Genomic DNA, 25,692 nt, shown 5'->3' on the forward strand with positions numbered 1-25,692 from the left:
CAAATATTCTAATCTGTCAAGAGGCTTCTTCATCCAGAGCGAATGTGAGGCGCGCAGGCCACGCGACGTACTGTGAGCGGCGCGCCAGAGACATTTCCCTATCGAAATAGCCTCTGACCTCTGGTCAAGGGCAAATAGACCTGATTGACAGTAAGTTATATCATTTGCTGGGTCGATTATTTTGCATTTGTGGCATCACATCTGCTGGAATCTTGTTGTCATTGCTCACTGCTTGATGCGGAGCCACTCTTAGCGATGGCCCGCGAGGTGGTGTGAGAAGATTCATCAGAAAGGAGCGCCATGATGCGCCAGGACTCCCCCCATTGGTATGAGGAATCATTTCCGCGCTGGAAGGAGGGCCAGAGTATGGCGGATATGCTCATTTCTTTCGATGCTCAAGTTCCAGTGGGTGGTGTGTTTGCTGTGGCTGGCGATCCCTTGGGCCTCCGCGCACCGCCACATCTGGCGGCTGAAGCGACCCGGCGTTTAACCTCTGTCTTCCACGAGCAGGTTGAGCGCGCGGCGCGTCGTCTGGATGCCGCTTGCTGCGCGCTCTATCTGGTCGAACCCGCTTATCACGATGGGGCGACAGAGCCGCGCCGCCGGGGAAGATCAGAAAGCCACTCCAGTGAAGCGCCCGCCAGGCTGCCGCTCGCGCTCCGCGCCCTCTATGGCGCTTCGTGGAGCCAGGATAACACCCGCCTGGGTATGCCAGCGGCGCTTGATGGCCCGGCCATGCTCGCCCTGGTTCAGCAGGCTGCTGTACCCAGTAGGCAAGCGGACCCGCCCGCCTTGCAAGAGTGGGCGCAGGCCCAGCAGGTGCGCCGCTGGCTGTATGTGCCTATCTTTGGCCTGGCCCCACCTGATTCAGCGCGCGCGCGATCCCCTGGCAGTGATGGCTTTGCTCGTGAATACACCGACCAGGCCAGGCCGCCCAGGGTTTCGCTGGGGGTGCTGGCGGTAGGTCGCCACAGCGATGACCCTGGCTTTACCTCCACCGAAACACTCCTGCTCAGCGAGTTGGGCGAATATCTGGCCCTGGCAATTGATCATGTCCGGCTGACAGAGCAGGTGGAGATGGGGCGCGAGCTAGGCAGGCGCTACCAGGAGATGGCCGGGTACGCTGCCGAGCGCGAGCGTATCATTCAAGAGTTGGACGAGGGGGTGCTGCTGGTTGCGCCGTTTGGGCGCATCACGCATCTGAACGCGCGGGGGCGTGAACTGTTGGGGTGGCCGCCGGGCGCCGGTTCTTTTGCCGGGCAGGCCCGCGTGCAAGATTACGTGCCTGTGGAGATGCGCACCACGCTGGGCGAGGTCTTGCTGCTGGAGGATTGGCCCATGTTTCAGGCGCTGCGCGGCGAGCGTTTCACCAACACCGAAGTGCGCTATCGCGGCCCCGATAATCACGAGCGGATGCTGGTCTTTAGTGGGCGTCCGCTGCTTGATCCCCAGGGCAAACTGGAATACGCGCTGCTCAGCTTTCATCAGGCCAGCAGCGAGCAGGCGGCCCGCGCAGAACTGGCGCTGATGGCGCGGCTGGCCGATCAGCGCACCCAGTATGTCGGCTCGGTGTTGGAAGCGATGAACGACAGCGTGCTGGTCTGCAACCAGCAAGGGATACTGCTGCTGGTGAATCTCGCTGGCAAGCGGATGCTCGGCATAGAGCGGGCGCGGCTGCTCTCGCGCCACTATCATATGGGCCGCTTTGTGACTGACTTCCAGGTGCGAACGCTGGCGGGGCAACCGCTGGCGGTGGAGGACTTTCCGCTGATGCAGGCGCTGCGCGGGGAAACGGTGCATGACGTGCAGTTGACGCTGCGCCAGCCCGATACCGGCGATGAGTGGCAGGCGCATGTGAGCGCGTCGCCGATCAAGGCGCGCGGCGAGGGCGCTCCGGTGGTGGGAGCAGTGGCGGTGCTGGTAGATGTCACCAAAGCGCGCGCGCTGGACCGGGCAAAAGATGAGTTTCTAGCGATCTCTGCGCATGAATTGAAGGGGCCGCTCACTTCGATTCGTGGGTTTGCTCAACTGCTGCGGCGGGGAACAAAGCAAGCCCCGCATGGCGTGGAGCGCCGCTCTGATATGCAGTGGGTCGAGAAAATTGAGGCGCAGGCAGACCGCCTGGGGCGACTGATCGAGGAACTGACCGACGCCGCCCGCGCCGATCTCGGCAAGTTCGATCTGAAGATGCGCACAACCCCGCTGGGCGCGCTGCTGCGGCGCGTCACCGAGGCGCAGCAAGTGACTACGGAGCGCCATAAGATTACGGTGGAAGCTCCGGCAACCGGCCTCTTTGTGCAGGGTGACGAAACCCGCCTGGAGCAAGTATTTAGTAATCTCGTTGCCAATGCCATCAAATATTCCCCTGCTGGTGGCGACATGACCATTGTGGTGTCGGGCCTGGAAGACCAGCCGCCCGCGCCCTTTGTTGAGGTAGCTATCCGCGATCAGGGCCAGGGGATTGCTTCGGGCGATCTGGAGCGTATTTTTACTCGTTTCACACGGGCCGACCCTGTGCGGGGCGTGCAGGGGTTAGGGTTAGGTCTGTATATCGCTCGCGCCATCATCGAAGCACATGGAGGGACCATTCGCGTCGAGAGCGAAGGGCTGGGACGAGGGAGTACCTTTGTCGTGCGCCTTCCCCGCGAAGAACCCCCGCGAGCAGGAGGCTGAAGGGGTGGTTCCACCACCTATCGGGCGCGCCACTTGTAGCGCCGCCATCCTGGCGGCTCAACGCTGGCCTGCTGGTACGTTCGCGCTGGAAGGGGCCGCCACTGGTAGCGCCGCCATCCTGGCGGCTCAACGCTGGCCTGCCGGTACGTTGGACCGGAGGGCGCACGCTCGCCAGGGCGAATCGTTGGCCGCCAAGATGGCGGCGCTACGGGTAGCCCCCGCTTTTTGGCAGAACCTGAACCTGAAGTGGCGGCGCTCTGGCGCTGGTGCTCTTGAGTCTGGTATAATGGCTGCGTTTTCCTGCCAAAAGCGTTGGAGGCAGGCAGGCAAGAAGAAATTCGCGCCATCGCGGGAAACGGGGGCAGGGGAGAATGATACGTTGCTGGAACTGCGGTTTGCCAGATGTGGCCGAGCGTTGCCCACGCTGCGGCGCGCCACAGGAGCAAGCCAGACGAGGACCGCCGCCGCCAGCGCCAGCCGGGCCGCCAGGAGCTTTTCAGCCGCCGCCAGGATTTATCGTCAACGGCGCTCAGACCGATCTGCGCCCGTCAGGGGGAATGCGGCCCCCCGGAAACCAGAGCGGTCCACTGCCGCCTATGGGGAACCGGGGCGGGCCGATGCGCCCGGCTGGGAACCAGAGCGGCCCGCTTCCTCCTGCCGGAAGCTATCCGCCGCGCAGCCCGCAGCCCGGCGGGCGGTCCCACCCGAACGCTGCCCCACCGGGATGGGATGATCCGGCTATGCCGCCCGCGCAGCTTCGTGGTCCCAGCGCGCCATTGTCTTCGCGCAGCGGTTCGTTTCCACCGCTCTCACCTGATTATGAGCGCGCGGCCTCTGACTATAGTCGCAGCGCCCCGCAGCCCTGGTCTGGAGACAGACCGCCATCGCGGCCTCTTCAGCAGCCCCAGCCACAGCGGGGATGGGAGGATGAGCCGCCAGACCCGCGTTACGGAGCGCCGCCAGTTCGCAGAACCTCCGGGGCTGTCCAGCGCGGCGGCCCGCCTCCCGCCTGGGAAAACGAGCCGATGGCTGACCAGCCGGACGCCGACTCTCTCACACAGAAAGGGGGGAGGGGCGACAAGAGCTTGCGCGGCTTGAAACGCGAGCCTGCGCCCCAGCAGCCTGAGTGGCGTCCAGAGACGACCTGGGACGATGAAAATGCTTACTGGGGCTGGAGGGAACCAGACTCGCTGAGTCTGTCGGCGATGACCAATGCGGTCCTTGGCGCTGCGATTGGCGGGGTATTGGGCGGCGCTGGCTGGGTGGTGGCGGTGGCAGTGACCGGCCTTGATTTGCCCTATCTCGCCGTCCTGGTGGGGCTGCTGGCCGGGCTGGGCGCGCGGTTCGCCCTCGTACAGACACGCCCCTGGATCATCGGAGCATTTGGGGCAGTGGGCGCGGCGCTGGCGTTTGTAATCACCCAGTATGGCCTCTTCGATTACGCGCTGATTCGCCAGGGATTGTCGGCATCGTGGGTGGCGATCTCGCCCCTGCGCTTTCCACAGGTCTATATTGATTATGTGATTGGCGTCTCCGATGATGTGACGCACAGCCTGGGGTTCTCCGGCGGCCATCCGCTGGACATGGCGCTGCTGCTGGCCTGCATGACGGTTTGCTGGGCAGTGCTGCTGCGCCGCAAGAGATAATCGCAAAGAGACCGTGCCGCGCGCAAGCAAATGTGGCATAATACAGACACTGCTGTTGAGTTTATCTATTGAAAAAAACTTCTGGAACATTCATGGTATGAGCAATCCATATGATCGTAATCCGGGGCGGCCCTCCAACCCGAACGGATTTTCGCGTGATCCGCGTGAATATGCGGGCGGCCCGCCACCTGAGTTCGATGAGGGGTTCGACGCTCGCCCTCCACGCTGGTCACGCGACCCAGGGAGCGCGCCCGATAGGCGGCCTCCGCGCGGCCCTGCTGACCAGGGGTCACTTCCTGGGAGGCGTCCGCCACGCGAGAGAGGCGATGCTGACCCTACCTCCGAGCGACGCCCCCGACGCGGCCCCCGCGAGCCAGGGATGCCCCCTCCGCGTGGCCCACGCTATCCTGATGCCGGGCGTTCAGGGCGTGAGGGATGGCCCGGCCCCCGCTCCGGGCCTGATTGGGAGCCAGGGATGCGCCCCCGGCGGCCCTCGCGCCCGCCGGAAAGACGGCCTGGGCGAAGAAGAAGCCGCGCTGCGCGCCGACGGCACTCGCGCTATCGCTATGGCGCGCTGGTGGGCATTATGCTCTTTGCTGGGGTGGGTGGAATCTGCCTGGGGTTTTCTGGCATTGGGGGGCATGGCCCTAACATCGGGCTGCTGCTTGCTGCCATTCCCGCGCTGCTTCTCAGCATGGGCTGCGCCGCTGCCTACGTGTATTTCTGATCCGGGCGCGCCGCATTTCCTGTGCTCATCCGCTCGCTGGTGCGAATAATAGGAGGGCCAGCGTGCAGCCGACCCTCCCATACTGCGCTCGTGTTCTTCCTTGCCCTTACGGGCTTTCTATCTACCGAACGCTCAGTTCACCTGCTAGAGGCCGTTGGTGATGGTGCTGAAGATTTGACCAATTTGCGGACCCATGAGAACGAGGATAGCGATCACCACAATAGCCACCAGGGCAATAATGAGCGAGTATTCCACCAATCCCTGGCCCCGCTCGGACCCCCACCTACTCCTAACAGCCATCTTTCTCAACATGTGACTTCTCCCCTTTTACTCTGTGATTGGGAGCGACAGTGGTGTCGAAATAAAATCGAGGAAAGAGGGAAACACCACTTGATGTCCCATCGGAACCACTATACAGAAGGAGTCTGGCCTTGTCTAGCAGATAGCCCATTTGGGTTATCGCCGCCCTACTTCTTCTCTTCTTCCTCGTCGTCCTCCTCATCCTCTTCGTGGTGCGCCTCATAGCCGTGCACCACGTCGGTCACGCTGGCGAACGTCACCGGCTCGCTCAATCCACCCAGCCAGGCAACCAGCTTGTTTGAGACGTTAGTGGCGCGGGCATGCGCCAGCAGTTGGTCGCTGGTAGCTGGGTAGCTGACGCCGCTGAGGAAGCGATGATTGGCATAACCAACCATCACATCGCGCGCGTTGACAAACTGATGATTTGGGTCCAACTCTTCCAGACGCACGATCATATTGGGCGGCGCGTTGTTCTTGCGCGCCTGCTCCAGCAGTTCTGCGCGGGTAGCCGGATACTCGACGCCGTGTAGATGATGCTGGAACTCGGTAATGCGGATGCTTCTGGAAGCCCTGGGCGCTGGCGGAGCCTCCGGCGCCTCGCTGGTCGGCTGGTGCGCGATCAGCAGAGTATCTTCAGCGATGTCGGGGTTGGTATGCGCGGCCCCGCCCCTGCTGCGGATAACAACGGTATCATCGGCAATATCGGGGTTGACGTGCGCGGCCCCGGCAGGCTCTGCGGCCTCGGCGGATGGCAGGGTCGGCGGCTCCGGCTCTTCTCGCGGCAGAATCAGCGGCTCCGCGATTGGCGGAGTCACGGGTACCGGACGCGCCGGGTGCAGCGCAGCGGCTGGCTGTGTTCCGGTGGTCCGCCTGGATGGCGGCGCGGCGGGCGGCGCGGCAGCAGCGGCGGCAGCGCCTCCCTGGGCTGCGACGGGAACGAACTGCGTTGTGCTGACTTTCTGAGCCGTTTCGGTCACGAAGCGCACTTCATTATCCCGCCGGATGCGATAGATCACCAGGAAGATAGCGGGCGCCAGGAACGCCAGCGCGATGCCTGCCGTTGCGGCAGCGGTGACGCCAGCAAGGCTGGTGAAGACAGTAGCCACGATGGCGATCAGCAGCAGGATGATGGCTCCACCCCAGCGATTGCGAACGCGATGCTGCGCTGGATGGCGCAGGCTGCGATGGCCCCCATGCAGCGCCAGGGCCGCGCCGCCCGCGCCTGCGGCGGCGTAGCTGCGCACTTCGGCCTCTTCCACCTCAACCAGATCGAGTTCGCCTTCTTCTTCAAGCAGCAGTTCTTCGGTGATGAAGACGCGCTCGCTGAACGCGCCCCAGGCGGCTTCGCGCTCTTCCACGCTCATCTGTGTGGACGTGAAGACGGTTTCGCCCCGCCCGACGCGATAGCTGCTGAAGCCGCTCACCCACAGCGCGGCCACTTCGTCGCGGTCCAGCGTGGCCCCCGCGCCTGTCGCGGCCAGACGATGGCGGCGCCGACGTGTTCGCGCCAGGGCAATAAACTCGGCTGCCAGCACCAGCGCCCACAGGATCAGCAGCAGGATGATAACCTGCGTCATCTGCGTCAGCGTGACGCCAGCGGCGCTGATGATGATCCCCACGACCAGCAAGACCGCGCCGATTGCCAGCGGGGTCAGGAAGACAACCCCCCGACGGCGGCGGCGGTCTTGTGGTGTGCGCAGGTCGCGGAGCCTTCTGGCATGTTGATTGCTCAGCACAACATAATTGAAGGATTCCACCAGAATCAAGAGGGGAATCGTCAGGACCACCATAGCGATGCCTGTGCCGGTAATAAGCTGGCCTGGGAAGTAATGGTCAATCAGGCCAATCGCGCCGACCAGCCCAAGGATAATCGTCGCAATGGTCAGCAAGAGGTGGATAGAGCAGACCATCGAGCAGACTTCTTTGGGGCGCAGGATGAAATACGCGATCAGCCAGCCCAGGATGGCGAAGACCAGCGCCAGCACCAGCGCCGTGATGGTCACAGGAAGCTGAAAGAGGGTATTAAAGAACGATGTCAGGGTGTCGCGCAGCGAAGACGACGTATCCAGCAGCGACAGGGAGTGCGCACTCATCGGCATCCCTCCTCAAGATGAAATAGAGTGAAATAGTGAGCAGCGGGCATGAATCCATGCCGCCAGTATACAGGGAAGGATGTCTGCCAGTCAAGAGCTTGAAACTAGGTACAATTGCTGAGGCATTTCAGGCCAAAAAGCCGATGCAACCCGTTTTAATTGCCGGTACGTATACTATAATAGAGGAGGGGAAGGGTATTGTGACACAGGCCGATAGACGAAAGGCAGGCCCGTGATGGCAAAAATGCGCTATCGCAAGCCCAGCGTGAAAACACTGCTGGGAGTGACAAAATGGAAGAAACGCGCCAAGAAGGCGCTGGGCATCAACAAGGTGCTTGCGCCGTTTCGCGCCGTGAACAACTATAAGCGCCGCGCGCTGCGCCAGGCCGGGTACTATAACCCGGAAATGAAGATGATGCGCGCGATGAAGCGCGGGCAGGCGCCAGGACCAATCGGACCGCTCCAGGTTGGCGAGGGGGACGATGATTCGGGCGACAAGGGCAAGGGCAGCAGCGCGCTGCTGATGGCGGCCATGCTGGCGCAGGGCGACAGCGACAAAAAAGACGATGATGCGAATCCGCTGTTGATGGCGGCCATGATGGGGCAGGGCAACGATGGCCCCAATCTGGCCGAAGCGATGATGCTGTCGGCCATGACCAAAGACTCGGACGAGAAACACGCGCGCAAGGCGAAGCATGCCAGGGCGGAGGATGCGTCGGATGATGACCGCCCACGCGCCCGCCGCTCCAAAGCGAAATCCTCTGATGAAGAAGAGGAGCCGAAGCCAAAACGGCGTCGCGGTCTGCGGTTGTTTGGCTTGCTGCTCGTCGTGCTGTTGGAGGCCGCTGCTATTCTGAACGTCTGGTACTTTTGGATTGCCTGAGCCAGTGCAGCGAACGCCGGGAAAAGGCTGGCCCTCCGCCTGAGCGGCGTCCATGATCCACCCCCAGGGAAGTCACCTGGCTTCCCTGGGGGTATTTTGCGCTGAAAGAAGCGAGAAGGCAGGCCCTGCGACACGCGCGTGGTCCTGTGGTTTAATGAGAAAGAAAATGCGCCCCCAGGGACGCCCGGCAAACGAGGCGCTAGCAAGGAGTGAAAAAGCTATGAACGGCTTTATTGGCGTCGAAGTCATGATCATTTTCGTCTTGATGCTCGCTAACGCCTTCTTCGCCGCCTCCGAGATCGCTATCGTTTCGGCGCGGCGTGGTCGGCTCCAGCAGCGGGCGGATACTGGCAGCCGGATGGCGAAGCAGGCGCTTGATCTGGCGGAACACCCTGATCGCTTTCTGGCGACGGTGCAGATCGGCATGACACTCATTGGCACCTTTGCCTCGGCCTTTGGCGGCGCCGAGATCGCTCAGGCGTTGGCCGAATGGTTCAATGGGTTTCCGCTGCTGGCCCCTTACGCGCAAACGTTGGGATTGGTGATTGTGGTGGTGCTGATTACCTATTTCACGCTGGTCATCGGCGAACTGGCCCCGAAACGGCTGGCGCTTCGGCATGCCGAAGGCATCGCCATGTTCGCCGCCCCCGTGATGAACGCTATCGCGCGCATTGGCCGCCCTTTTGTGGTGCTGTTGACGGTCTCCGTGAACGTGGTGCTTCGCCTGCTCGGCCAGGGACGCGCCATACAGCAGACCGTAACGGAAGAGGATGTCATCTATCTGGCCCGCGCAGCGACGACCAGCGGCGAAGTCGAGCCAGGAGAGGCCCAGCTTATCACCCGCGTCTTTCAATTCACTGATCGCCTGGTAAGCGGCGTCATGACGCCGCGCGCGGATATTGTCGCGCTCGATGTCGCTGTGCCGATCAAAGACGCTGTGCAGGAGTTTATTGATTCTGGCTACTCCCGCGTGCCGGTCTATCAGGGGACGCTCGATGCTGTGGTTGGCATAGTATTCGCCAAAGATTTGCTGCGGGCGCAGACCCTGGCGCAGCCCCCTGGTCTGCGCGAGTTGGCCCATCCGCCCATTTTCGTTCCAGAGCATCAACACATTGATGATCTGCTCACGGTCTTCCGGCGCAAGGGAGAGCATCTGGCCTTGGTGGTTGATGAATATGGACAGATTACCGGCTTGCTGACGATGGAGGATGTGCTGGAAGAATTGGTGGGCGAGATCGAAGATGAGTATGATGTGCCAGAGGAGTCTTCTATGGTACAGCGCGAAGATGGAAGCTGGCTGGTGGATGGCAAAGTCGCCTACGAAACGGTACGCGAGAAAGTGGGCTTGCCCGCGCGCCCAGCAGAGGATCGCGGCCTGTATGCCAGCCTGGCGGGCTTCGTGCTGGCGCGCCTGGGACATATCCCAACGGTGGGGGAGACGCTGCGCGTTGGAAGTTTTGTGGTGGAGGTGGTTGATATGGATGGGCGGCGCGTTGATCGCCTGCTGATTCGCCCGGAACCCAAAACCGCCCCGGCAGCGGATGATTCCTAACCGCCTGCTTAGAGCGCCTCACACACCCTCCGCACGAGCAGGGGTGGGGTTGTAGCGCCGTCCTTCCAGGCGGCAGGGGTGGGGCCAACCGTCGGTTGTGTGAGGCATTCTTATGAAGGAAAGAGCATGAACTGGAGAGAGCCGTATGATGCAGCGGTGCGGTCCCTATATGCCCTGATTCATCCGGCGGCTGTTGCGCCGCCCTTTGGGCATGGCCCTCAAGCGGCAGAGCAGCGGCTGGGGATGATGCGCCGCTTCATAGACCTGCTGGGCAATCCGCAGGACCGCTATCGCGCGGTCCATGTGACCGGCACCAGCGGCAAGGGGTCCACTGCAACGATGATTGCCGAAACGCTGCGCCAGGCCGGGCTGCGCGTGGGTCTCTATTCCAAGCCGCATGTACAGCTTCCGCTGGAGCGCGTGGTGATTGATGGCCGCCCGGTTCATCCAGGCGCGTTTGTCGAACTGGTCGAACAGATTCAGGCGGCGGCGCGCGCGCTGGCAGCGCGCCATGACTATGCCCCCACCTATACGCAAAGCCTGGTGGCGCTGGCGCTGCTGGCCTTTGCTCAGGCGCGCGTGGATGTTGCCGTCGTGGAGGTAGGCGTTGGCGGGCGGCTGGATGATACCAATGTCGTGCATCCGCTGGTGGCGGTGATTACCGGCGTCGGCTACGATCATATGGACTTTCTTGGCCCGACACTGGAGGATATTGCCCGCGAAAAAGCGGGAATTATCAAAGAGGGCGCGCCAGCCATCAGCGGCGTGACCGAGCCAGGGCCAGCCGCGCTGATTGCCGAGGCCGCCCAGGATGCTGGCTCGTCGCTGGCCCTGTTGGGGCGCGATTTTCAGTTCACCTCCCAGGGCATTAACCTGACGGGCGGGCGTTTGCACTATACAGACGCCTCTGGGAGCGCGAGCGCATTGCCCACGCTTCAGGTGGGGTTGTTGGGCGCGCACCAGCTTACCAATGCGGCGCTGGCGGTGGCGACCCTGCGCGCCTGCGAGCGACGGCTGGAGCGGCCTATCACCCTGGAAGCCTATGAGCGCGGGCTGCGACAAGCCTGGCTGCCGGGGCGGCTGGAGATCGTCCAGCGCGATCCGCTGGTCTTGCTGGACGCCGCCCACAACGCGCAGAAGGCGCGGGCGCTGCGCGAGTCGCTGGACGCCCTCACGCCTGGCATGCCTCGCGTGCTGATGCTGGGCATTCTGGCAGACAAAGCCAGCGAAGAGATGATGGATGTGCTGGCCCCCGGCGCGCGATCCGTCATCGTCACAAAGCCGCCCGTCACCGGCAGCAAGCACTCTGAAGCGCCGGAGCGTCTGGCCGCGCTTGCCCGCCGCAGCGCCAGCCGCGTGCTGGCCGAGCCAGACCCACTGCGCGCCGTCGAACTGGCGCTGGCCGAAACGCCCCCCGATGGCGTCCTCTGCGTCACCGGCTCGCTGTATCTGATCGGCGCGGTGCGCGGGCGCTGGTTTCCAGAGGAGACGCTGCTGGCGCAGGCAGCCGAAGCATAAGAGCGATTGACACTCTCACTTGGAGCGCCGCCCCCCTTCGGGAAGGGCTTCGCCAGAGCCGCTTGACCGCCCCTTTGGGGAGCGGCCCTTGCGGGAACTGGGTTCCCGCATTCTCCCTCGCTGCGCTCGGTCGCGGGCCGCTGCCATGCCTCGGCATTCTCGCTCCCGTTGGTCGCTCGCGCGTCCCTCCTGGCGACTCACCGCTGACCCGGAGGACGAACGCCACTTGTAGCGCCGCCATCTTGGCGGCTCAACGCTGGCCTAAGCGAGCGTTCGCGCTGGCCGGAGCCGCTCGCCCTGGCCCAACGATTAGCCGCCTGGAAGGTGGCGCTACAAGTGGCCCTACCCCGCAGGCGGTTAAAACCGCGCCTGGCGGCTCACCGCTAGCCTGTCGGTACGGCAGCCTGGAGAGCGAACGCCACTTGTAGCGCGTCCCTCCTGGCGGCTCACCGCTGACCCGGAGGACGAACGCCACTTGTAGCGCCGCCATCTTGGCGGCTCACCGCTGGCCTGTTGGTCCGCTGGCCTGGAGAGCGAACGCTCGCTCTGGCTCAACGTTGGCCGCCTTCCAGGCGGCGCTACAAGTGACGGCGCTGCAAGTGGCATCTGCCAGCCCGGCTCAGGCGACGAGCGGCTCGGCTTGCAGCGCCCGCTGCCAGACCAGTTCCGCTGAGGCCAGCAGCCGCTCTGCCGGATCAGCCCCCGGCTGGCGCGCCAGGACCGCGTAAAGCTGGGTGATGCGCGCCAGGGTAATTACCAGCGCCCAGTAGCGCACTTCCCACTGCGGCCAGCCTGACCGATAAAGCAGGCTCACGGGCGCTTCCACCAGCCGCACCAGCCGCAGCAGTTCGGCTTGCAGCCGCCACACTGCCCAGGACGGCTCGCGCCCGGCCTCGGCCAGCGTCAGAGGGCGCGCCTGAAGGTCGTGTTCGATCAGTTCCCGGTCGGCGGGCAGCGCCAGCCCTGCCCGCTGGCGGGCCTCCAGTAACGACAGCAGCCAGGGTCCGACCGCCTCGCCGCTCTGGCGCGCCAGGGGGACCAGCCGCCAGACCGGCCCCAGGGTCAGGCGCAGCGTTGCGGGCAGCGTGCCTGGCGCGCCCCCCTTCAGCCAGTCTCCAAACGACAGCCAGCAGGCTTTCGATACGCGCATGGGTCTCTCACTCCTTTTTTTCGTGTGACGACAGATGCGCACATCGCCAAAACACGAAAGCGGCCATCCCCACGCAGGCGCGCCGTATGCCGCAGCGCGCAGAGGGGAAGCGCCAGGATGAGCGCGCGCTCACCCCGACGGCTCCCATCCCACACCACCGGCAAACAACGACCCAACCTGCCAGAAAATGGCCGCCAGGAGATTGCAACCACAACAAGACATGGTACAATCAGCTCAGCCCCATCTTCTGGTCCTGCCAGGACTGGGGTATGACGCGGTTAGTGCTTTTTACACTAGGCGCGTCAACCGTTATCGGCTGGAAATGTGCCAGGCGTCTCCATCGGAAGAACGCCTGAGATAATACTACACTATTGCTTTGTTTGTTGTCAACGGTATAGGACATTTGGGCATGTTGGCGCGTGGGGCGGTAGAGAGAAAGCGTCAGGATCAGGAACAGATGAGCGATACATCCCCCCAGCCTCCGGTGCAGGCTATCCTCTTTGATTACGGTGATACGCTGGCCCACTTTGGCCCGGTCCAGGACGCCTTGCTGACCGCCTATGAGCAGATTCGAGAAAAACTGATCGAGGCAGGCAAGCCGATCCTGAACGGCGCGCTGAGCGTCCCTGCCGCGCATATCCTGCTAGAAGGCGTCAGCGAACGCTTCTGGCAAATCCTCAACCGCTCCTATGAAGAGGAGCGCATCGAGGAACTGGACGCTGGCCTGCTCTTTCGCAGCAGCCTGGCGGCGCTGGGCATCAACGTTGATGATATGCTGCTGGAAGAGATCATTCTAGCGGAGGAAGAAGTCGGCTACGCGCTGCGCGAGCGCGCCCCCGAAGCGCAAGAGGTCGTGGCCGGGCTGCGGGCGCGTGGGTTGAAGCTGGGGCTGGTCTCGAACTATTGCTCGCTGCCCAGCGTCGTGCGCCGCCATGCCAGGGAATCGGAACTGCTGCAACTGGTAGATGAATCCATCTTCTCCTGCGAGTTGGGGCTGCGCAAGCCGCACCCGCGCATCTATCAGACGGTGCTGGAGCGCCTGAACGTGCCAGCGGAGGCAGCGGTCTTTGTGGGTGATCGGCTGCGCGAGGATGTTCTGGGGCCAAAGGCGCTGGGCATGCGCGCCGTCCTGACGCATCAATTCCGCCAGGAAGACCCGGCCCGGGCGCTGGTTGCTCCCGACGCGGTCATCGCGCGCCTGGCCGAACTCCCCACTGTGTTGGAGGGCTGGCGCTGACCCTTTTGAGCGTCCAGCCTGTAGCGGCGGTCTGTGGAGGTTTCTATGTCTCAATCATCATCTGCCCGCACCTGGGCGATTGTCAGTGTGGTGGGGGGCGCGCTGGCGCTGATCGGCTTCTTTGTCCCCTGGTTCTTTGCGACGGGCGCTCCAGAGGGAGAGTTTACGGTGAGCGGCTGGCGGCTTTTCCTGGCTGTGCCGCAGGCGATTCAGGAGGATATATTCTTTACCCCTGGATTCATTATCATCACGCTGCTGCCCCTGGTGGTCTTGTTGAGCGCGCTGGCGATCCTGGTGGGTGGTTTCCTGAAGCTCATCGGCAGGTCAGCGCGCTGGCTGACGGTCCTGCAACCCTGGGCCGCCGGTCTTGGATTACTCTACCTGGTCCTGGGAGTGGCCGCGTTCGAGCTGCTCTTTCAAGCCCTGGCGAGCTTCGATGTCCCCAACCCCGACGCCGCGCTGTTTCCGGGCGTGGGCGTCTGGCTGATGTTCGTGGGGTTTGTGGTGACGCTGGTCGCCAGCCTGCGCAGCCTCCGCGAGAGGACGCCCACAGCCGCGCCGCAGCCGTGACCGGCAGGCGTCAGCCGCCTGTAGCGCCGCCTTCCAGGCGGCAGAGGCTGAGGGGTGTGGGGAGACTTGTAGCGCCGCCATCCTGGCGGCAGGGGGCTGCGGGGTGTGGGGAGACTTGTAGCGCCGCCTTCCAGGCGGCTAGTGATTCGCCAGGGCGAGCGTTCGCCCTTCGGGCCAACGTACCAGCAGGCCAGCGTCCAGCCGCCTGGAAGGGACGCGCGAGCGACCAACGGGAGCGAGACGACGGGACAACGGGCCTATGCTATACTGCTGGAAAATCGGGCAACATTTCTCTAGCGACTCTGTTATGAGAGGAGAAGCGCCGTGTCGAAAGATAAGAAAGCGAAGCGCAAGGCGAAAGCCGGACAGAAGAACGATGAGCCGGGCCTGTCAGACGAGGGAACGCTGATCGTGCTGGCTGAAGGCGAGGGCGAGGCCGAACAGGACGGCGCGAGCGAGGCGGGCCTTCCGGCCATCTTCACCCCCCAGCTTGAGAGCGAATACAGCGCGGCCTTTAGCGACGAGATCGTCAATGCCGCCTTCATCCAGCAGGCGTTTCTGGCGCAGCTTGCGCCGGGCGCGCTGTTTTCCCACAGCGGGCGCGTGCGCCTGACCGAAGAGGGGCTAGATTTCGAGGGGCTGGCATTTATCCCCTTTGCCAATATGCTTTCGGTGCAGGCGCATGTAGATCGCGTCTATCACCGCTATTACGCCGGATTGGCGGCGCTTGGCGGGCGCGGCGGCCACAGCCATATTCTGACGGGCGGCGAGCCGTTTGTGATCAGGTTCCGCGATGGCGAACGCGAGCGCAGCCTGTACGCGCTCTTGGACTGGTCGTTCTTTCTGGCGCTGAGCAAAGCGAAGGGCTGGCGCAAAGCGGTGGGCGGCGTCCTGCCCGCCAAAGACAAAAAGAAATAACCGCTATTTAACCGCCTCGTAGTCTTCGATCAGCAGGGCATCTTGCCCGGCTCGTATCAGGATGCCCTCCGGCGATTCTTCCAGCAGCTTGCCCGGCTGCGCCAGTTCCAGCGCGGGCGAAAGGCTGACCACGCGGGCGCGCCGCGCCACCAGCGTTTGCCCTTCGACAGTCGCTTTTGCGCCCTCCTGACCCCAGGCGCGAATCTGGTTGCGAAGCTGCGCGGCGCTGCGGCTCCAATCCAGCCAGCGTTCGGTGTCGGTGGGAAGAGGCGCGTAGCTCGCCCCTTCGGTGGGCTGCGGCGTGCCGGGGTCGCTAGCGGCCACTTTGGTCAGCGCCTCCACGATCATCTCGCCTCCCGCCGTGAAGAGTTTGACAAAGAAGCTATCTAAATCATCATCCGGCGTAATCTCGAAGGCCCGCTGCGCCAGAATGGGGCCGGTATCGAACTCGGCGTCCATGCGGTGCATGGTCAGGCCGCCCTGGGTTTCGCCGTTCATGAAGTGCCAGAAGACCGGATTGGGGCCGCGATAGCGCGGCAGCAGCGCCGGATGCGTGTTCACGCTGCCCAGGCGGGGCAGCGCCAGCAGGTCCGGGGGCAGCCGCCAGGGGAAGCCGGTCACGAAGATCAGATCAGGCTCCAGCCCCTTCAGCAGCGCGGGTAGCTGGCGCATATGGCTTGTCACCAGCACATCCAGGTCGCTGCGGATGTTGGCGACCAACTCTTTATAGGCGTCGGTCCGCCGGGCAGCGGGGCCAGGTGTAGTGACTACCAGCAGCACGCGCTGCCCAAGCTGTTCCAGCAAGCTCACGACGGCGTTGGTCGCTTCTGATCCCTGGCTGGTGAAATAGATGATGCGCATCGGTGGAATGGATGGCAGCGACATCTGAACCTCTTATAACCTCCTTAATGCAGAATGGGGGTTAGGTGAAAAACGAAATTGAGCAGGCCGAAGACAATCCCCAACACCAGGCAGAGCGCCAGCCCGATGCCCGATACGCCCCACCAGAACGACCGCTGGAGGGTCTGGCCGAAGCTGCGCTGAACGAGCGGCCCTACAACTGGCGCTTCCGGGCCGTAGCGGCGCGCCCCACAGACGGGGCAGACCACCTCGCCCGCGCTGAAATAGGCGCCGCAGTTGCCACAGCGGGGTCCGCTGTATGGCTCAGGCGTCATCAAAGCCCTCGCTTAATGGGAACCCAGTACGGATGCGAGGCCGCCCAGCAGGACGCAGGCAATGCAGCCGCCAACGATCAGAACGGCCACTGCCAGCCCGATGATGCGGCCAATAATCACGCGCTGAACGATGCGCTGGGGTGTGTAGTAGTTCTGAAGCCAGCCTCCACCGCCAGCCTGCTGCGCGGGCTGCGCAAATTGATTCTGCTGGTAGGGGTTGGCGACGCGCGGCGCGCCGCAGCGCGAACAGAACGATTCGTTGCCGGTGTAATAGGCGCCGCAGGTACCACATTGAGGTGACATCATGGCTCGGACTCCTTTATGGTGGCTGATGCCAGGCAGTCGTACTGGATTGCGGCTGGTTCGCGTCGGCGAGTCAGCCAGGGGACAACTCACATTGGCCCCCAAAGCGTCTCTTCCCTTCTAGTATAGATGCTTCCTGCAAGAGGGGCAAGATGGGGAACAAACGCTGCTCCAGGAGCGTCTTTCTCTCAGCAGCACTCCGTATCCTGGTCTACAAGGAGAAGAAGATGAGGTTGAGCAAGCCAGCGATTTTGCTGGTTCTTTTAGGCGCGCTCCTGCTGGTGGGATGCAGCCCTGGCGCGGGCAGCGCGGGAGTGTCTCCAGATGCCAGACCTACCAAACTCCAGATTAAGGTCTTTGAGGTCACTGAACCCGCGCCAGAAACCTTGCTGGTAGAAAACGCTGCTACCGTCCAGAACGTCTATAACAAGGCGGTGGCGCTGCCCAAAGCTCCCAACAACCAGGCTTGCCCGGCTATTGGCGGGCCGCATTATGAACTGACCTTTCTGGAAGGCGAGCAGGTGGTTGTCACGGCGGTTGCCGATAGAGGCGGCTGCACCAGCGTGACGTTCGGCGCTGAGGATGTTCACCAGCCCGATGAGGCGTTCTGGCAATTGCTCAACCGGGTCGTTGCGGAGGCCACTCCTCCGGTTCGGCCAGACAGAGCGGAAGTGGTGAGCCTTAGCGGACCACAGGAGCCGCCAGAGGTGGCGCTGATTGCTTCAGCGGATCAGGCCAGGCACCTCTACGACGCGTTGCGCGCGCTGCCCAGACTCCCGGAGAACACGAACTGCCCGCAGTTCACTGGCCCGCGCCATGTGCTGCTTTTCTTTGCAGGGCAAAAGCGCCTTCAAGCCGTGCTTGATAAGAACGGCTGCGTCAGCGGTCCATCAGCCTTGTATGAACTACACCAGGCCAATGACGCATTCTGGAGCCTGCTGAACCAGACGCTGGCAGGCGCGCCGACTGAGAAAGCCAGGCCCGATACCCTGAACATGAAAACTGAGCCAGCCTCAAACGATCCATCGTCCACGGCATCGGCCATGACCATCGAGCATCAAGACATCGTGCAGAAGATATTTGCTGCCATCTATGCCCTGCCGCATCAGCCGGATGGTCAGGCGTGTCCGGCCATTGTTGGGACCATCTATGGCCTGTCCTTTTCCCAGGATGGGGTCGAACTGCTCACGGCTCTGGCGGACAAGGGAGGATGTGGAACGGTGACTCACGATGACTATGTGCGCTTAGCCGATCAGGCATTCTGGGACTTGCTACATCAGGCCGAAACAGCCTGACCCGCGCGAACGGGCCTGGCGCCTGTTGGGGACTGAATATCGCTGTGGTGCTACAATGGTCACATGAGCAAGAGCAAAGGAGGGAGTGATGAACCAGGAACTCCGTGACCTGTTCGTGGCCGACCAGACAGAACCCCGAGGTGATATCGGCCCTGATACTCCTGAATATTGGCAGATGCGGGAACGTGACGCGCAGCGTCGGAGCCGCGTGAGCGAACTGCTGGCCCAGGGAGAGGTGAGCGCACCCGATGATTATTTTCACGCGGCGTTGGTCTTCCAGCATGGAGAAACGCTGGAAGAGATCTGGCAGGCCCACGAACTGGCGCGAAAGGCCGCGGACCTGGGAGCCACCCAAGCGATGGGTTCCAAAGATAGCCGCTGGCTGGCCGCTGCTGCCCTGGATCGCTGGCTGATGTATCAGGGCAAACCGCAAAAATATGGAACGCAGTTCGTGCCCGACGGCAAACGCTGGCGGCTCTGGGATGTTGATCCAGGCACTACGGATGCTGAACGTCTTGCCAATCACGTCCCTGCGCTCCAAGACCAGCTCAAGCAAGCTGGGCGCTATACGCAAGAGGGGGGATTTGGCGTGGAGAAGGACAAGGCGCCCGAGTGGCTCAGGGAGGCGCTTGAGCGATGGGAACAAGAAGGCTGATGACCAGAGCAGTCTATGACTACCTTCTGTTTGCATCCACAGCCGAATCGGCAGGGGCAAATTGTTAATAGATGCACTCTGAAATCCCTAACAGGCTCTAGCGCGTCAGCACGAACCCGACGAGCAGGAACAGCACAGCCAGCAGGCCGACGCTCAACATAGTGATGCGAGCGATACGGCAGGAGCGGCAGGGGGGATTCAAGAACTCGCGCATGGGCGACCCTCCAGAGGTTGTTAAAGAGTGTGATGCTCTCAATATACAAGAGCGGTTCATAGGGGCAGATACTCCATCTGATCAAACCACTCTTCTGGTGTACTGGCTTGCCAGACCAGATAGAGGGCTTCAATCGCTTGGGAGATTGGCAGCGTCTGTCGAATCAAGAACAACCCTGGACTATGGTGTCCGCCTTCAAGAAAGTGAGCGAAGTGGGTTGGCATGGTGCTGAGATCGTGGCTCACAAGAATCCGACCCCGTTCTGCGGCAAAAGCGATCAGCGCGGGGTCTGGGAGTCCTCTCAAGTCAACTTCAGGGACGGTCTCGAAATCGATCAGTGGCTCTCGCCTCAACAGCCCCTTGACAATCCAGTCGTTGAAGTCCTCGTCGGCCTGAAAACGGATTTGCTCACTCATCGTATTGACGATTGTGGAGACGCTTGCAGGCGCTCGCGTGCCTCGGCGAAGCGCTGGCGCAGCCTGGCATATCTTTCGGGGTCAGCGGCTTCCGCTGCGGCGCGCTGCGCCTGGTATTCGATCTCATGTTCTCTGAAGAGCTTATCCATCTCTGCCTGGTGATCGAGATAATAGGCAATGGCCGCATAGACTTCCACAAGGTTCAGGGTGGGAAAGGCGTCGCGGATTTCTTCCGGGCTGTGTCCTTCGCGCCAGACCGTGATGATTGATTCAAGAGACACGCGGCTCCCCTGTACGTAAAAATTGCCGTTGCGCTCTTCCACATGGGGGTAGTTCATCGTTTTATTACCTCCTTCTCACATTCTACCACACGCCCCGTCGCTTCGGCGGTTTAGACGGCCCGGCCCCGGCTGACCAGGAGCAGCAGGCCGAACTCGATGACGGTCATGAGCAGGATGGCGGCGGCGATGTTGCCCTCGAACTGAGCGGCGCTGGCCGTGATGTCGGCCCAGGGCGCGGCAAGTGTGGCGCGCAGCAGGAAGAGAACCAGGCCCAGGACGATGATGGTGATGCCCAGGCCCAGCAGGTGCGGTTTGGTGTTGATGAAATCGCCCCGGCTGGGCCAGCAGTGGGCGATGACGCAGAGAATCAGATAGATGAGCAGGGCGTCCAGCCACCAGGGATGCCCGCCGAGATGTAGCCCGCCCGGCTGCCAGGGGGTATGGCCGGTGAGCCAGCTATAGAGCAGCGCCAGCGCGACCAGACCAAAGGGCAGCGGGGCCAGGCTGATGAGGACTCGCACCACGTCATGCACAAGCGGCACAGGACGCGCCGGGTCGGAGGTAGCGACATAGCCGACAGCAGACATAGAGCGCCCGTCGGCCACAGCCACGCGGCTGAGCGCGGGATTGAACAGCACCACGCGCCGCACGCGATAGCCCAGCGGGAAAAAGAGCAGGGTCATCAGGGCGTGGCCCAGTTCGTGGCAGGCCACGCCGGGTGCGGTCAGGAGTACCCAGGCGCCGCTGCCGTGTTCGCTGGGGCGTTTGATGGTGTTGACCCAGCCGCCCAGCGAGTAGCGCACCCGCCATTCAACGTAGGCCAGGGCGGCCACCAGCAGCGCGCCTTTCCACCAGCCGCCCGGCTCCGCCAGCACGACGCTCAGCACGGCATGCCAGCCAGCCGCCGCCACGCCCCAGATGGCGCTGAGGATGGCGAGTATCTGCTCTCCAATTGATGGCAGCGTCGTATCGGCAAGCGTCAGCATAGTCGGTTCCTGGTTGCTCCTCTGGAGCATGGTGAAGTGGTCCATAGCCTGGTGCTGAGTATATCATAGCCAGGGAGAGTGGCCTATGGACCATCTCTCCATGCGGCTTGTTGGGGTACCGCCGCCGTCCCGGCGGCCCACCGCTGCGCCAGGGCGAGCGTTCGCCCTCCAGGCCACGGCGCCAGCGGGCCAGCGTTGAGCCGCCAGGAGGGACGCGCGAGCGAGGCGCAGCCGAGCGAGAATGGCCGCGCCCAGCGCGGCCAAGCGGCCCTTCCCGAAGGGGGCGGCGCTACAGGTGGCGCGGGGCTTGTGGCAGAAAGAGTATCAGAGGTATGATGCGGTAGAGCTAAGAGCATTCGACAAGAGCGTCTAAGTAGAAAGAGGACAGATGGCAACCTATAGCATTGAGCCTGAGCGCGCAACGCTGCATGGCACGTTTTCCCGCGAGTTTCCACCTGTGCTGACCATTGATTCTGGCGATACGGTGCGCTTTCGCACGCTGGATGCTGGCTGGGGTCTGGAGCCACCCGCCGCCCCAGGCACGCGGGGCCGCAAGTTTGAGCCGCGCATCGAAGAACGCGATACAGGTCACGCGCTCTGTGGACCCGTCGCCATACGTGGCGCAGAGCCGGGGATGACGCTGGAGGTGCAGATTGACGCGATTCGCCCTGGCGCGTGGGGCTGGACCGCTGCTGGCGGGCAGCATCGCCAGCGGATGAACGAGCGGCTGGGCGTGGCCGAGCGCGAGGGCATGCTGATCTGGACGCTTGACCCTGACGCGCTGATCGGGCGCGATCAGTACGGGCATACTGTCGCGCTGCGCCCCTTTATGGGCGTGATGGGCATGCCGCCCGATGAGCCTGGGATGCACTCCACCGCGCCGCCGCGCGGCGGCGGCGGGAATATTGATTGCAAGGAACTGACGCCGGGCAGCGCGCTCTATCTGCCCATTCTCGTGCCGGGTGGGCTGTTTTCGGTGGGCGATGGACACGCGGTCCAGGGCGACGGTGAGGTTTCCGGCACCGCCATTGAATGCCCGATGGAGCGCGTTGATCTAACCTTTCGCTTGCATGAAGACCTGCATCTGACGACGCCGCGCGCCCGGACTCCGGCTGGCTGGATGACCTTTGGCTTCGATGCCGACCTGAACGAAGCCACGATGATCGCGCTGGCGGCGATGCTCGATCTGCTGGGAGAGCACTATCAGCTCGAACGCCTGGAGGCGCTGGCGCTGGCGAGCCTGGTCGTCGATCTGCGCGTGACGCAGATCGTGAATGGGGTCTGCGGCATCCATGCGGTGCTGCCGCCGGGCGCTATCAAAGTCTGAGATAAGACGCTGGCTTTCTCCCGTATCAGCGGCGTATACTGTCTTTATAGGCTGGAGAAGAGAAGGTGTCTCAGCAGAGGCTAGAGCGAGGCTGCCCCTATGTCCCAACGTTCAGAGACGCGCCCTTCCGAGGAGCAGCGCCGACCACTGTACATCACTTACGAAGAATTTCTCGATTGGGCCGATGAGGATACCCTGGCGGAGTGGGTGAATGGAGCGATTGTGATGACCAGTCCGGCAAGCCTTCGGCATCAGAGGATCGTGAATTTCCTTGTGGCGGTTCTCTCGACCTTTAGCGAGATTCATTCGCTGGGCGAAGTTATTGATGGCCCATTTCAGATGAAGCTGGCGCGTTCGGGGCGTGAGCCGGATGTGCTGTTTGTGGCGCAGGCCCATCTGGACCGATTCAAGCAGACCTATCTTGATGGTCCTGCTGATCTGGTCATTGAGGTGGTTTCGCCGGAAAGTGCTGGCCGTGACCGGGGCGATAAGTTTTACGAGTATCGAGAGGCCGGTATCCCCGAATACTGGCTGATTGATCCCCAGCTTGAACAGGCCGAGTTCTACCAGTTGGATGCGGCGGGCCTTTACCAGCATATCGCTCCTGACGCCAGCGGCATCTATCGCTCGCTGGCGCTGCCAGGGTTCTGGCTGCGCGTGGAGTGGCTGTGGAGAGAGCCGCTCCCAGACGCCACGCAGGCTCTGCTGACGATTGATCGTGAGGCGTATGGCCGGTATTTGCAGGAGCGCCTTCAGCAGCCGGACCTGTGATACCAGATTCGCAGGAGGCTTATGAGGCGGCTTCCTGGGACGTTTCCCCCGCCTCGTCTTTCCCGGTGTGATAGTAATCTCGCGCTGCCGGAACCTGGACGAGATCCATTTCAGGATAGCGCAGCGCGGTGAGACGCCCGCCGAAGACGCAGCCGGTATCAATGTTCATAGTGCGGCGCACCTCGCGCGCTTCAGCCACCACGTTATGCCCATAGATGATGAGGGGGCCGTTGGTGGCCTGCTCGTCGGGGCGATTGGCGGCCCAATCCAGGCGAATGGGCAGGCCAGTTTCCGGGGCGCTCCCCGCGACATCCCCATACAGGCAGAACGCCTGGATGGCCCGGCTCCACTGTCCGATCATTGCGTCGCGGATGCCCGCGTGTGTCACCACCAGGCGGCCTTCATCGAGGATGAGATAGCCTGGCGCGTTCTGAAGCAGGGCGATGAGCCGGGGGCGCAGCGCGTCGCGCTCTTCCTGGGGCTGCGCGTCTAGCTCGGCGATGGTGGTTGACAGCCCATATCTGACCTGCACCTTGCGCCCCAGCAGCCAGCGCAGCAGCTTGTTATCGTGGTTGCCCTGCACGACCAGCGCCGCGTCGCGCGCCGCCATGCCCTCCACCAATGTCAGGACAGCCAGGCTGGCCGGGCCTCGGTCGGCGAGATCGCCGACAAAGACGGGCAGGCGTCCTTCAGGATGGACGAAATCTTGTTCCTCCTCGCGCCAGCGATAGCCCAGGCGCTCGAAGAGGGCGGCGAGTTCGTCGTAGCAGCCGTGAACATCGCCGATGATGTCGAAGGGCGGGGCGCTGCGCTCCGGGGCGAGGCCGCTGATTACCACGCGCGCGCTTGCCAGTTCCTCTGGCGAATGCAGCGTGTAGATTGTGTTGAAGTTTTCGGTGGGCAGCGCGCGCAAACTCAGGTCCAGGTTCTTGCGGTGGCGCTCCAGCGCGTCGGCAGGCACGCAATACGCCCGGCTGGCGTTCCACTGCTCGTTGATTTCCTGCGGCAGCGCGAAGACAACGGCAACCGGAGGGGTGCTATGCTGCGCGGCAATCTTGAGGAGTTCGGCGCGGATAGCGGGCTGGAGGGCCGTTGAATCAACGACGGTCAGCAAGCCCCGGCGCAGACGCTCGCCCAGGATGAAGTAGAGCAGGCGGAAGGCATCGCGCGAAGCCGTTTGATCGGTCTGGTCGTCGGTCAGCATACCCCGGCAGGCGTCGGACGAGACGATCTGTGTCGGCAGAAAGTGGCGCGCCGCCCAGGAGGATTTACCGCTGCCCGCCGGTCCCACCAGGACAACCATCGCGCCCAGCGGGAGCCGAATTACCGGATCGCCGGGCGCGCTTTGAGATGACGCAGCATGTTGCATAAGCGTTTCCGATAACCAAAAGCGATAGAGACCAGTATCATTGTAGCACAGGAGTATGGCCGGTTTCTACCAGAAAGCGGCCAGCGATAAGATGCGTAACTCTGCTATTGTGTGGTATACTGGGCCGCGACAATGGGAAGCGGTTGACTTGTAGCGCCGCCAGGATGGCGGCTCACCGCTGGCCTGCTGGTACGTTGACCTGGAGGGCGCACGCCACTTGTAGCGCCGCCAACCTGGCGGCTCAACGTTGGCCCGCCGCTACGATGGATTGGAGGGCGACCGCTCGCCCTGGCGGACGACGGGCCGCCAGGATGGCGGCGCTACAAGTGGCCCCCCGATAGGTGGTGGAAAGCGGTGATTTCGCTGAGCAAGTGGATTTTCGCTGAGAAGGAGTGTGAGCGGCGTTATGGAAGCACAGGTCTTGCGCGGGCAGGTGATTCATGTGAACGAAGATGGCTGGGTGGTGATTAACCGGGGCGCTCAGGATGGGGTGAGCGAAGGGCTGCGCTTTGCCGTGCTGGGCGAGCGCAAGCCTCGCCAGATTCGTGATCCTTTTGCTTCTGCTGAAGCGACGAGCGAGCCTGCTTCCCTGGTGGTCCTGCGGGCCGATACCGTCTATGAATTGCTGCGCGTGATTCTGGTGGAGCGCCGCTGCTGCGTGGCGATCTCTGACCGCGTGCCGCCTGAGCGGACGCCGCAGCCGTTCCTGGGGCCGCAGGGTGAGCTGCTGATCTATACGCCGCCGCCCGACGATTGGCGCTATGACGCGCTTGATCTGGAGGAGGAGAGCGAAGACGCGCCCGCTGATGAAGCCGCCGAAGGCGCTCATGAAGATGAAGCTGAGGGCGATCCGCCGGAGAAGGACTCTGCCAGCAAGGCTGAGGGAGGGAGCAAGTCGGAAGCCGAGGACAGCTCGGCGGCTGACCTTACCGAGCGGCAGCAGGAGCGCCTCTGGGATGGCGCGCTGCCGTTAAATGCGGTCCAGGTGGGTGACGAGGTGGTGGTGGCGCTGCCCTATCGGCCTGGCGCGGGGGAAGCGCCTGCTGAAGCCACGCTTCCTGCTGCGGCTGATGGGCCGACCAGGCCGGCTTCCTATGATTGGCTCAAGCTCTAACGTTGGGGAATGAAAGTTGCAATATCTCTCCACGCGCCTCAAAGCGGGCGCGTGGATGAAGCGACGAGTTCTCTGAAAGGAGAGCAAGAACGATGTGTGTCAGTTGTGGCTGTGGTCAGGTCAACGATGATCACGGCGATGATCGCAACATTACGATGAAAGACATGCGCTCGGCGGCCCAGGCGGCGGATATTGATGTGCAGACGGCGGCCCGAAACATCCAGCAGGCGATGAGCCAGGGTGGGGGTATGGGCAAGCAGCAGCCTCAGATGGGCGGCCAGAGCTATGGCGCCCAGCCAGGTATGGGCCAGGGACCAGGCGCCAGCAGGCCCGGCGGTGGCCCTGGCGGCCAGCAGCGGCAGGCGCAGGGCTTCGGCTTGGGCGACTACCCTGAGACTGACCAGCCGGAGGAGTATCGCAGCCGGGAAACGGACTTTTAGCGGGCGATCAACGCTGAGGACGGCGTGTTCAGTTCGCTTCTAGAGCGCATTGGCTTGAACGATGCGCGCCAGGGAAAGC

At 62.9% G+C, this 25,692-nt stretch carries 27 protein-coding genes; 17 read left to right on the forward strand and 10 right to left on the reverse strand.

From position 1 onward, the window contains the following. The first annotated feature begins 366 nt into the window (after positions 1-366). From VH599_16275 to VH599_16285, 3 genes are all read left to right on the forward strand, one after another. The gene (locus VH599_16275) at positions 367-2,673 is read left to right on the forward strand and encodes an ATP-binding protein (protein HEY7349875.1); all 2,307 of its coding nucleotides are present in this window, start codon (positions 367-369) and stop codon (positions 2,671-2,673) included. A gap of 395 nt (positions 2,674-3,068) precedes the next feature. Beyond that, positions 3,069-4,319 (forward strand): hypothetical protein, encoded by a 1,251-nt coding sequence (locus VH599_16280; GenBank protein HEY7349876.1) that lies wholly within the window; start codon positions 3,069-3,071, stop codon positions 4,317-4,319. Positions 4,320-4,416: 97 nt separating this feature from the next. Further along, complete coding sequence (locus VH599_16285) at positions 4,417-5,046, forward strand: hypothetical protein (GenBank protein HEY7349877.1); 630 nt, start codon at positions 4,417-4,419, stop codon at positions 5,044-5,046. Between the two features lie 144 nt (positions 5,047-5,190). Here the strand turns inward: VH599_16285 and VH599_16290 are convergent, their stop codons facing one another. Both VH599_16290 and VH599_16295 read right to left on the reverse strand, forming a co-directional pair. After that, positions 5,191-5,358 (reverse strand): hypothetical protein, encoded by a 168-nt coding sequence (locus tag VH599_16290; GenBank protein HEY7349878.1) that lies wholly within the window; start codon positions 5,356-5,358, stop codon positions 5,191-5,193. Positions 5,359-5,513: 155 nt separating this feature from the next. Beyond that, positions 5,514-7,439 (reverse strand): DUF2795 domain-containing protein, encoded by a 1,926-nt coding sequence (locus VH599_16295; protein HEY7349879.1) that lies wholly within the window; start codon positions 7,437-7,439, stop codon positions 5,514-5,516. A gap of 235 nt (positions 7,440-7,674) precedes the next feature. Here VH599_16295 and VH599_16300 point away from each other — a divergent pair, with 235 nt between their 5' ends. The 3 genes from VH599_16300 (at position 7,675) to VH599_16310 (ending at position 11,392) form a co-directional block, all read left to right on the forward strand. After that, positions 7,675-8,322, forward strand: a complete 648-nt coding sequence (locus VH599_16300) for a hypothetical protein (protein HEY7349880.1) — start codon at positions 7,675-7,677, stop codon at positions 8,320-8,322. A 220-nt stretch (positions 8,323-8,542) separates the two neighbouring features. Then, the gene (locus tag VH599_16305; GenBank protein HEY7349881.1) at positions 8,543-9,874 is read left to right on the forward strand and encodes a hemolysin family protein; all 1,332 of its coding nucleotides are present in this window, start codon (positions 8,543-8,545) and stop codon (positions 9,872-9,874) included. A gap of 126 nt (positions 9,875-10,000) precedes the next feature. Beyond that, entirely contained in the window at positions 10,001-11,392 is a 1,392-nt protein-coding gene (locus tag VH599_16310; GenBank protein HEY7349882.1) for a Mur ligase family protein, read from the forward strand. Positions 11,393-12,011: 619 nt separating this feature from the next. Here VH599_16310 and VH599_16315 read toward each other — a convergent pair. Beyond that, the gene (locus VH599_16315; GenBank protein HEY7349883.1) at positions 12,012-12,542 is read right to left on the reverse strand and encodes a hypothetical protein; all 531 of its coding nucleotides are present in this window, start codon (positions 12,540-12,542) and stop codon (positions 12,012-12,014) included. Between the two features lie 86 nt (positions 12,543-12,628). Between VH599_16315 and VH599_16320 the strand changes: the two genes are divergently transcribed. The 5 genes from VH599_16320 to VH599_16340 all read left to right on the forward strand — a co-directional run bounded on the left by VH599_16320 (position 12,629) and on the right by VH599_16340 (position 15,267). Then, entirely contained in the window at positions 12,629-12,898 is a 270-nt protein-coding gene (locus VH599_16320; GenBank protein ID HEY7349884.1) for a hypothetical protein, read from the forward strand. A gap of 101 nt (positions 12,899-12,999) precedes the next feature. Next, positions 13,000-13,779 carry an HAD family hydrolase gene (locus tag VH599_16325; GenBank protein HEY7349885.1) on the forward strand — a complete coding sequence of 260 codons (780 nt, stop codon included), beginning with the start codon at positions 13,000-13,002 and terminating at the stop codon, positions 13,777-13,779. Positions 13,780-13,824: 45 nt separating this feature from the next. Continuing rightward, complete coding sequence (locus VH599_16330; protein HEY7349886.1) at positions 13,825-14,349, forward strand: hypothetical protein; 525 nt, start codon at positions 13,825-13,827, stop codon at positions 14,347-14,349. Positions 14,350-14,454: 105 nt separating this feature from the next. Beyond that, positions 14,455-14,646 carry a hypothetical protein gene (locus VH599_16335; protein HEY7349887.1) on the forward strand — a complete coding sequence of 64 codons (192 nt, stop codon included), beginning with the start codon at positions 14,455-14,457 and terminating at the stop codon, positions 14,644-14,646. Positions 14,647-14,673: 27 nt separating this feature from the next. Beyond that, entirely contained in the window at positions 14,674-15,267 is a 594-nt protein-coding gene (locus VH599_16340) for a hypothetical protein (GenBank protein ID HEY7349888.1), read from the forward strand. A gap of 3 nt (positions 15,268-15,270) precedes the next feature. Here the strand turns inward: VH599_16340 and VH599_16345 are convergent, their stop codons facing one another. From VH599_16345 to VH599_16355, 3 genes are read right to left on the reverse strand one after another with little or no spacing between them, the layout of a single operon-like run. After that, positions 15,271-16,152, reverse strand: a complete 882-nt coding sequence (locus VH599_16345) for a methionyl-tRNA formyltransferase (protein ID HEY7349889.1) — start codon at positions 16,150-16,152, stop codon at positions 15,271-15,273. Positions 16,153-16,172: 20 nt separating this feature from the next. Continuing rightward, positions 16,173-16,442 carry a hypothetical protein gene (locus tag VH599_16350; GenBank protein HEY7349890.1) on the reverse strand — a complete coding sequence of 90 codons (270 nt, stop codon included), beginning with the start codon at positions 16,440-16,442 and terminating at the stop codon, positions 16,173-16,175. A 12-nt stretch (positions 16,443-16,454) separates the two neighbouring features. Beyond that, positions 16,455-16,748: a hypothetical protein gene (locus VH599_16355; GenBank protein HEY7349891.1), complete on the reverse strand. Its 294-nt coding sequence runs from the start codon at positions 16,746-16,748 to the stop codon at positions 16,455-16,457. 224 nt (positions 16,749-16,972) lie between these two features. Between VH599_16355 and VH599_16360 the strand changes: the two genes are divergently transcribed. Together VH599_16360 and VH599_16365 are read left to right on the forward strand one after the other, a co-directional pair. After that, on the forward strand, positions 16,973-18,040 hold the full coding sequence (locus VH599_16360; protein HEY7349892.1) for a hypothetical protein: 1,068 nt from the start codon (positions 16,973-16,975) through the stop codon (positions 18,038-18,040). 88 nt (positions 18,041-18,128) lie between these two features. Then, on the forward strand, positions 18,129-18,695 hold the full coding sequence (locus VH599_16365; protein ID HEY7349893.1) for a hypothetical protein: 567 nt from the start codon (positions 18,129-18,131) through the stop codon (positions 18,693-18,695). 270 nt (positions 18,696-18,965) lie between these two features. Here VH599_16365 and VH599_16370 read toward each other — a convergent pair whose 3' ends face one another. Genes VH599_16370 through VH599_16380 form a run of 3 tightly spaced genes read right to left on the reverse strand, consistent with a single transcriptional unit; the run spans position 18,966 to position 20,592 of the window. Then, positions 18,966-19,325, reverse strand: a complete 360-nt coding sequence (locus VH599_16370) for a DUF5615 family PIN-like protein (protein HEY7349894.1) — start codon at positions 19,323-19,325, stop codon at positions 18,966-18,968. Then, a complete protein-coding gene (locus VH599_16375) occupies positions 19,322-19,663 on the reverse strand; it encodes a DUF433 domain-containing protein (protein HEY7349895.1) in 342 nt (113 codons plus the stop codon). The genes VH599_16370 and VH599_16375 overlap by 4 nt, the downstream gene beginning before the upstream one ends. 53 nt (positions 19,664-19,716) lie before the next feature. Beyond that, positions 19,717-20,592, reverse strand: a complete 876-nt coding sequence (locus VH599_16380; protein HEY7349896.1) for a hypothetical protein — start codon at positions 20,590-20,592, stop codon at positions 19,717-19,719. Positions 20,593-20,980: 388 nt separating this feature from the next. Between VH599_16380 and VH599_16385 the strand changes: the two genes are divergently transcribed. Both VH599_16385 and VH599_16390 read left to right on the forward strand, forming a co-directional pair. Continuing rightward, positions 20,981-21,919 (forward strand): acetamidase/formamidase family protein, encoded by a 939-nt coding sequence (locus VH599_16385; GenBank protein ID HEY7349897.1) that lies wholly within the window; start codon positions 20,981-20,983, stop codon positions 21,917-21,919. Between the two features lie 99 nt (positions 21,920-22,018). Continuing rightward, positions 22,019-22,690 (forward strand): Uma2 family endonuclease, encoded by a 672-nt coding sequence (locus tag VH599_16390; protein ID HEY7349898.1) that lies wholly within the window; start codon positions 22,019-22,021, stop codon positions 22,688-22,690. 19 nt (positions 22,691-22,709) lie between these two features. Here the strand turns inward: VH599_16390 and VH599_16395 are convergent, their stop codons facing one another. Continuing rightward, positions 22,710-24,059 carry an AAA family ATPase gene (locus VH599_16395; protein ID HEY7349899.1) on the reverse strand — a complete coding sequence of 450 codons (1,350 nt, stop codon included), beginning with the start codon at positions 24,057-24,059 and terminating at the stop codon, positions 22,710-22,712. 406 nt (positions 24,060-24,465) lie between these two features. Between VH599_16395 and VH599_16400 the strand changes: the two genes are divergently transcribed. Next, positions 24,466-25,173, forward strand: coding sequence for a hypothetical protein (locus VH599_16400; GenBank protein ID HEY7349900.1), 708 nt, complete (start codon positions 24,466-24,468; stop codon positions 25,171-25,173). Positions 25,174-25,265: 92 nt separating this feature from the next. After that, positions 25,266-25,613, forward strand: a complete 348-nt coding sequence (locus VH599_16405) for a hypothetical protein (GenBank protein ID HEY7349901.1) — start codon at positions 25,266-25,268, stop codon at positions 25,611-25,613. Positions 25,614-25,692 lie beyond the last annotated feature (79 nt).

This window comes from Ktedonobacterales bacterium (assembly GCA_036557285.1).
Lineage (GTDB): Bacteria > Chloroflexota > Ktedonobacteria > Ktedonobacterales > DATBGS01 > DATBHW01.

Bases quoted from the DNA above. Each gene is read 5' to 3' on its own strand.
- VH599_16275 (HEY7349875.1), top strand. From the start codon at position 367: ATGGCGGATATGCTCATTTCTTTCGATGCTCAAGTTCCAGTGGGTGGT.
- VH599_16285 (HEY7349877.1), top strand. From the start codon at position 4,417: ATGAGCAATCCATATGATCGTAATCCGGGGCGGCCCTCCAACCCGAAC.
- VH599_16290 (HEY7349878.1), bottom strand. From the start codon at position 5,358: ATGTTGAGAAAGATGGCTGTTAGGAGTAGGTGGGGGTCCGAGCGGGGC.
- VH599_16295 (HEY7349879.1), bottom strand. From the start codon at position 7,439: ATGAGTGCGCACTCCCTGTCGCTGCTGGATACGTCGTCTTCGCTGCGC.
- VH599_16300 (HEY7349880.1), top strand. From the start codon at position 7,675: ATGGCAAAAATGCGCTATCGCAAGCCCAGCGTGAAAACACTGCTGGGA.
- VH599_16305 (HEY7349881.1), top strand. From the start codon at position 8,543: ATGAACGGCTTTATTGGCGTCGAAGTCATGATCATTTTCGTCTTGATG.
- VH599_16310 (HEY7349882.1), top strand. From the start codon at position 10,001: ATGAACTGGAGAGAGCCGTATGATGCAGCGGTGCGGTCCCTATATGCC.
- VH599_16315 (HEY7349883.1), bottom strand. From the start codon at position 12,542: ATGCGCGTATCGAAAGCCTGCTGGCTGTCGTTTGGAGACTGGCTGAAG.
- VH599_16320 (HEY7349884.1), top strand. From the start codon at position 12,629: ATGCCGCAGCGCGCAGAGGGGAAGCGCCAGGATGAGCGCGCGCTCACC.
- VH599_16325 (HEY7349885.1), top strand. From the start codon at position 13,000: ATGAGCGATACATCCCCCCAGCCTCCGGTGCAGGCTATCCTCTTTGAT.
- VH599_16330 (HEY7349886.1), top strand. From the start codon at position 13,825: ATGTCTCAATCATCATCTGCCCGCACCTGGGCGATTGTCAGTGTGGTG.
- VH599_16345 (HEY7349889.1), bottom strand. From the start codon at position 16,152: ATGTCGCTGCCATCCATTCCACCGATGCGCATCATCTATTTCACCAGC.
- VH599_16350 (HEY7349890.1), bottom strand. From the start codon at position 16,442: ATGACGCCTGAGCCATACAGCGGACCCCGCTGTGGCAACTGCGGCGCC.
- VH599_16355 (HEY7349891.1), bottom strand. From the start codon at position 16,748: ATGATGTCACCTCAATGTGGTACCTGCGGCGCCTATTACACCGGCAAC.
- VH599_16360 (HEY7349892.1), top strand. From the start codon at position 16,973: ATGAGGTTGAGCAAGCCAGCGATTTTGCTGGTTCTTTTAGGCGCGCTC.
- VH599_16365 (HEY7349893.1), top strand. From the start codon at position 18,129: ATGAACCAGGAACTCCGTGACCTGTTCGTGGCCGACCAGACAGAACCC.
- VH599_16370 (HEY7349894.1), bottom strand. From the start codon at position 19,325: ATGAGTGAGCAAATCCGTTTTCAGGCCGACGAGGACTTCAACGACTGG.
- VH599_16375 (HEY7349895.1), bottom strand. From the start codon at position 19,663: ATGAACTACCCCCATGTGGAAGAGCGCAACGGCAATTTTTACGTACAG.
- VH599_16380 (HEY7349896.1), bottom strand. From the start codon at position 20,592: ATGCTGACGCTTGCCGATACGACGCTGCCATCAATTGGAGAGCAGATA.
- VH599_16385 (HEY7349897.1), top strand. From the start codon at position 20,981: ATGGCAACCTATAGCATTGAGCCTGAGCGCGCAACGCTGCATGGCACG.
- VH599_16390 (HEY7349898.1), top strand. From the start codon at position 22,019: ATGTCCCAACGTTCAGAGACGCGCCCTTCCGAGGAGCAGCGCCGACCA.
- VH599_16395 (HEY7349899.1), bottom strand. From the start codon at position 24,059: ATGCAACATGCTGCGTCATCTCAAAGCGCGCCCGGCGATCCGGTAATT.
- VH599_16400 (HEY7349900.1), top strand. From the start codon at position 24,466: ATGGAAGCACAGGTCTTGCGCGGGCAGGTGATTCATGTGAACGAAGAT.
- VH599_16405 (HEY7349901.1), top strand. From the start codon at position 25,266: ATGTGTGTCAGTTGTGGCTGTGGTCAGGTCAACGATGATCACGGCGAT.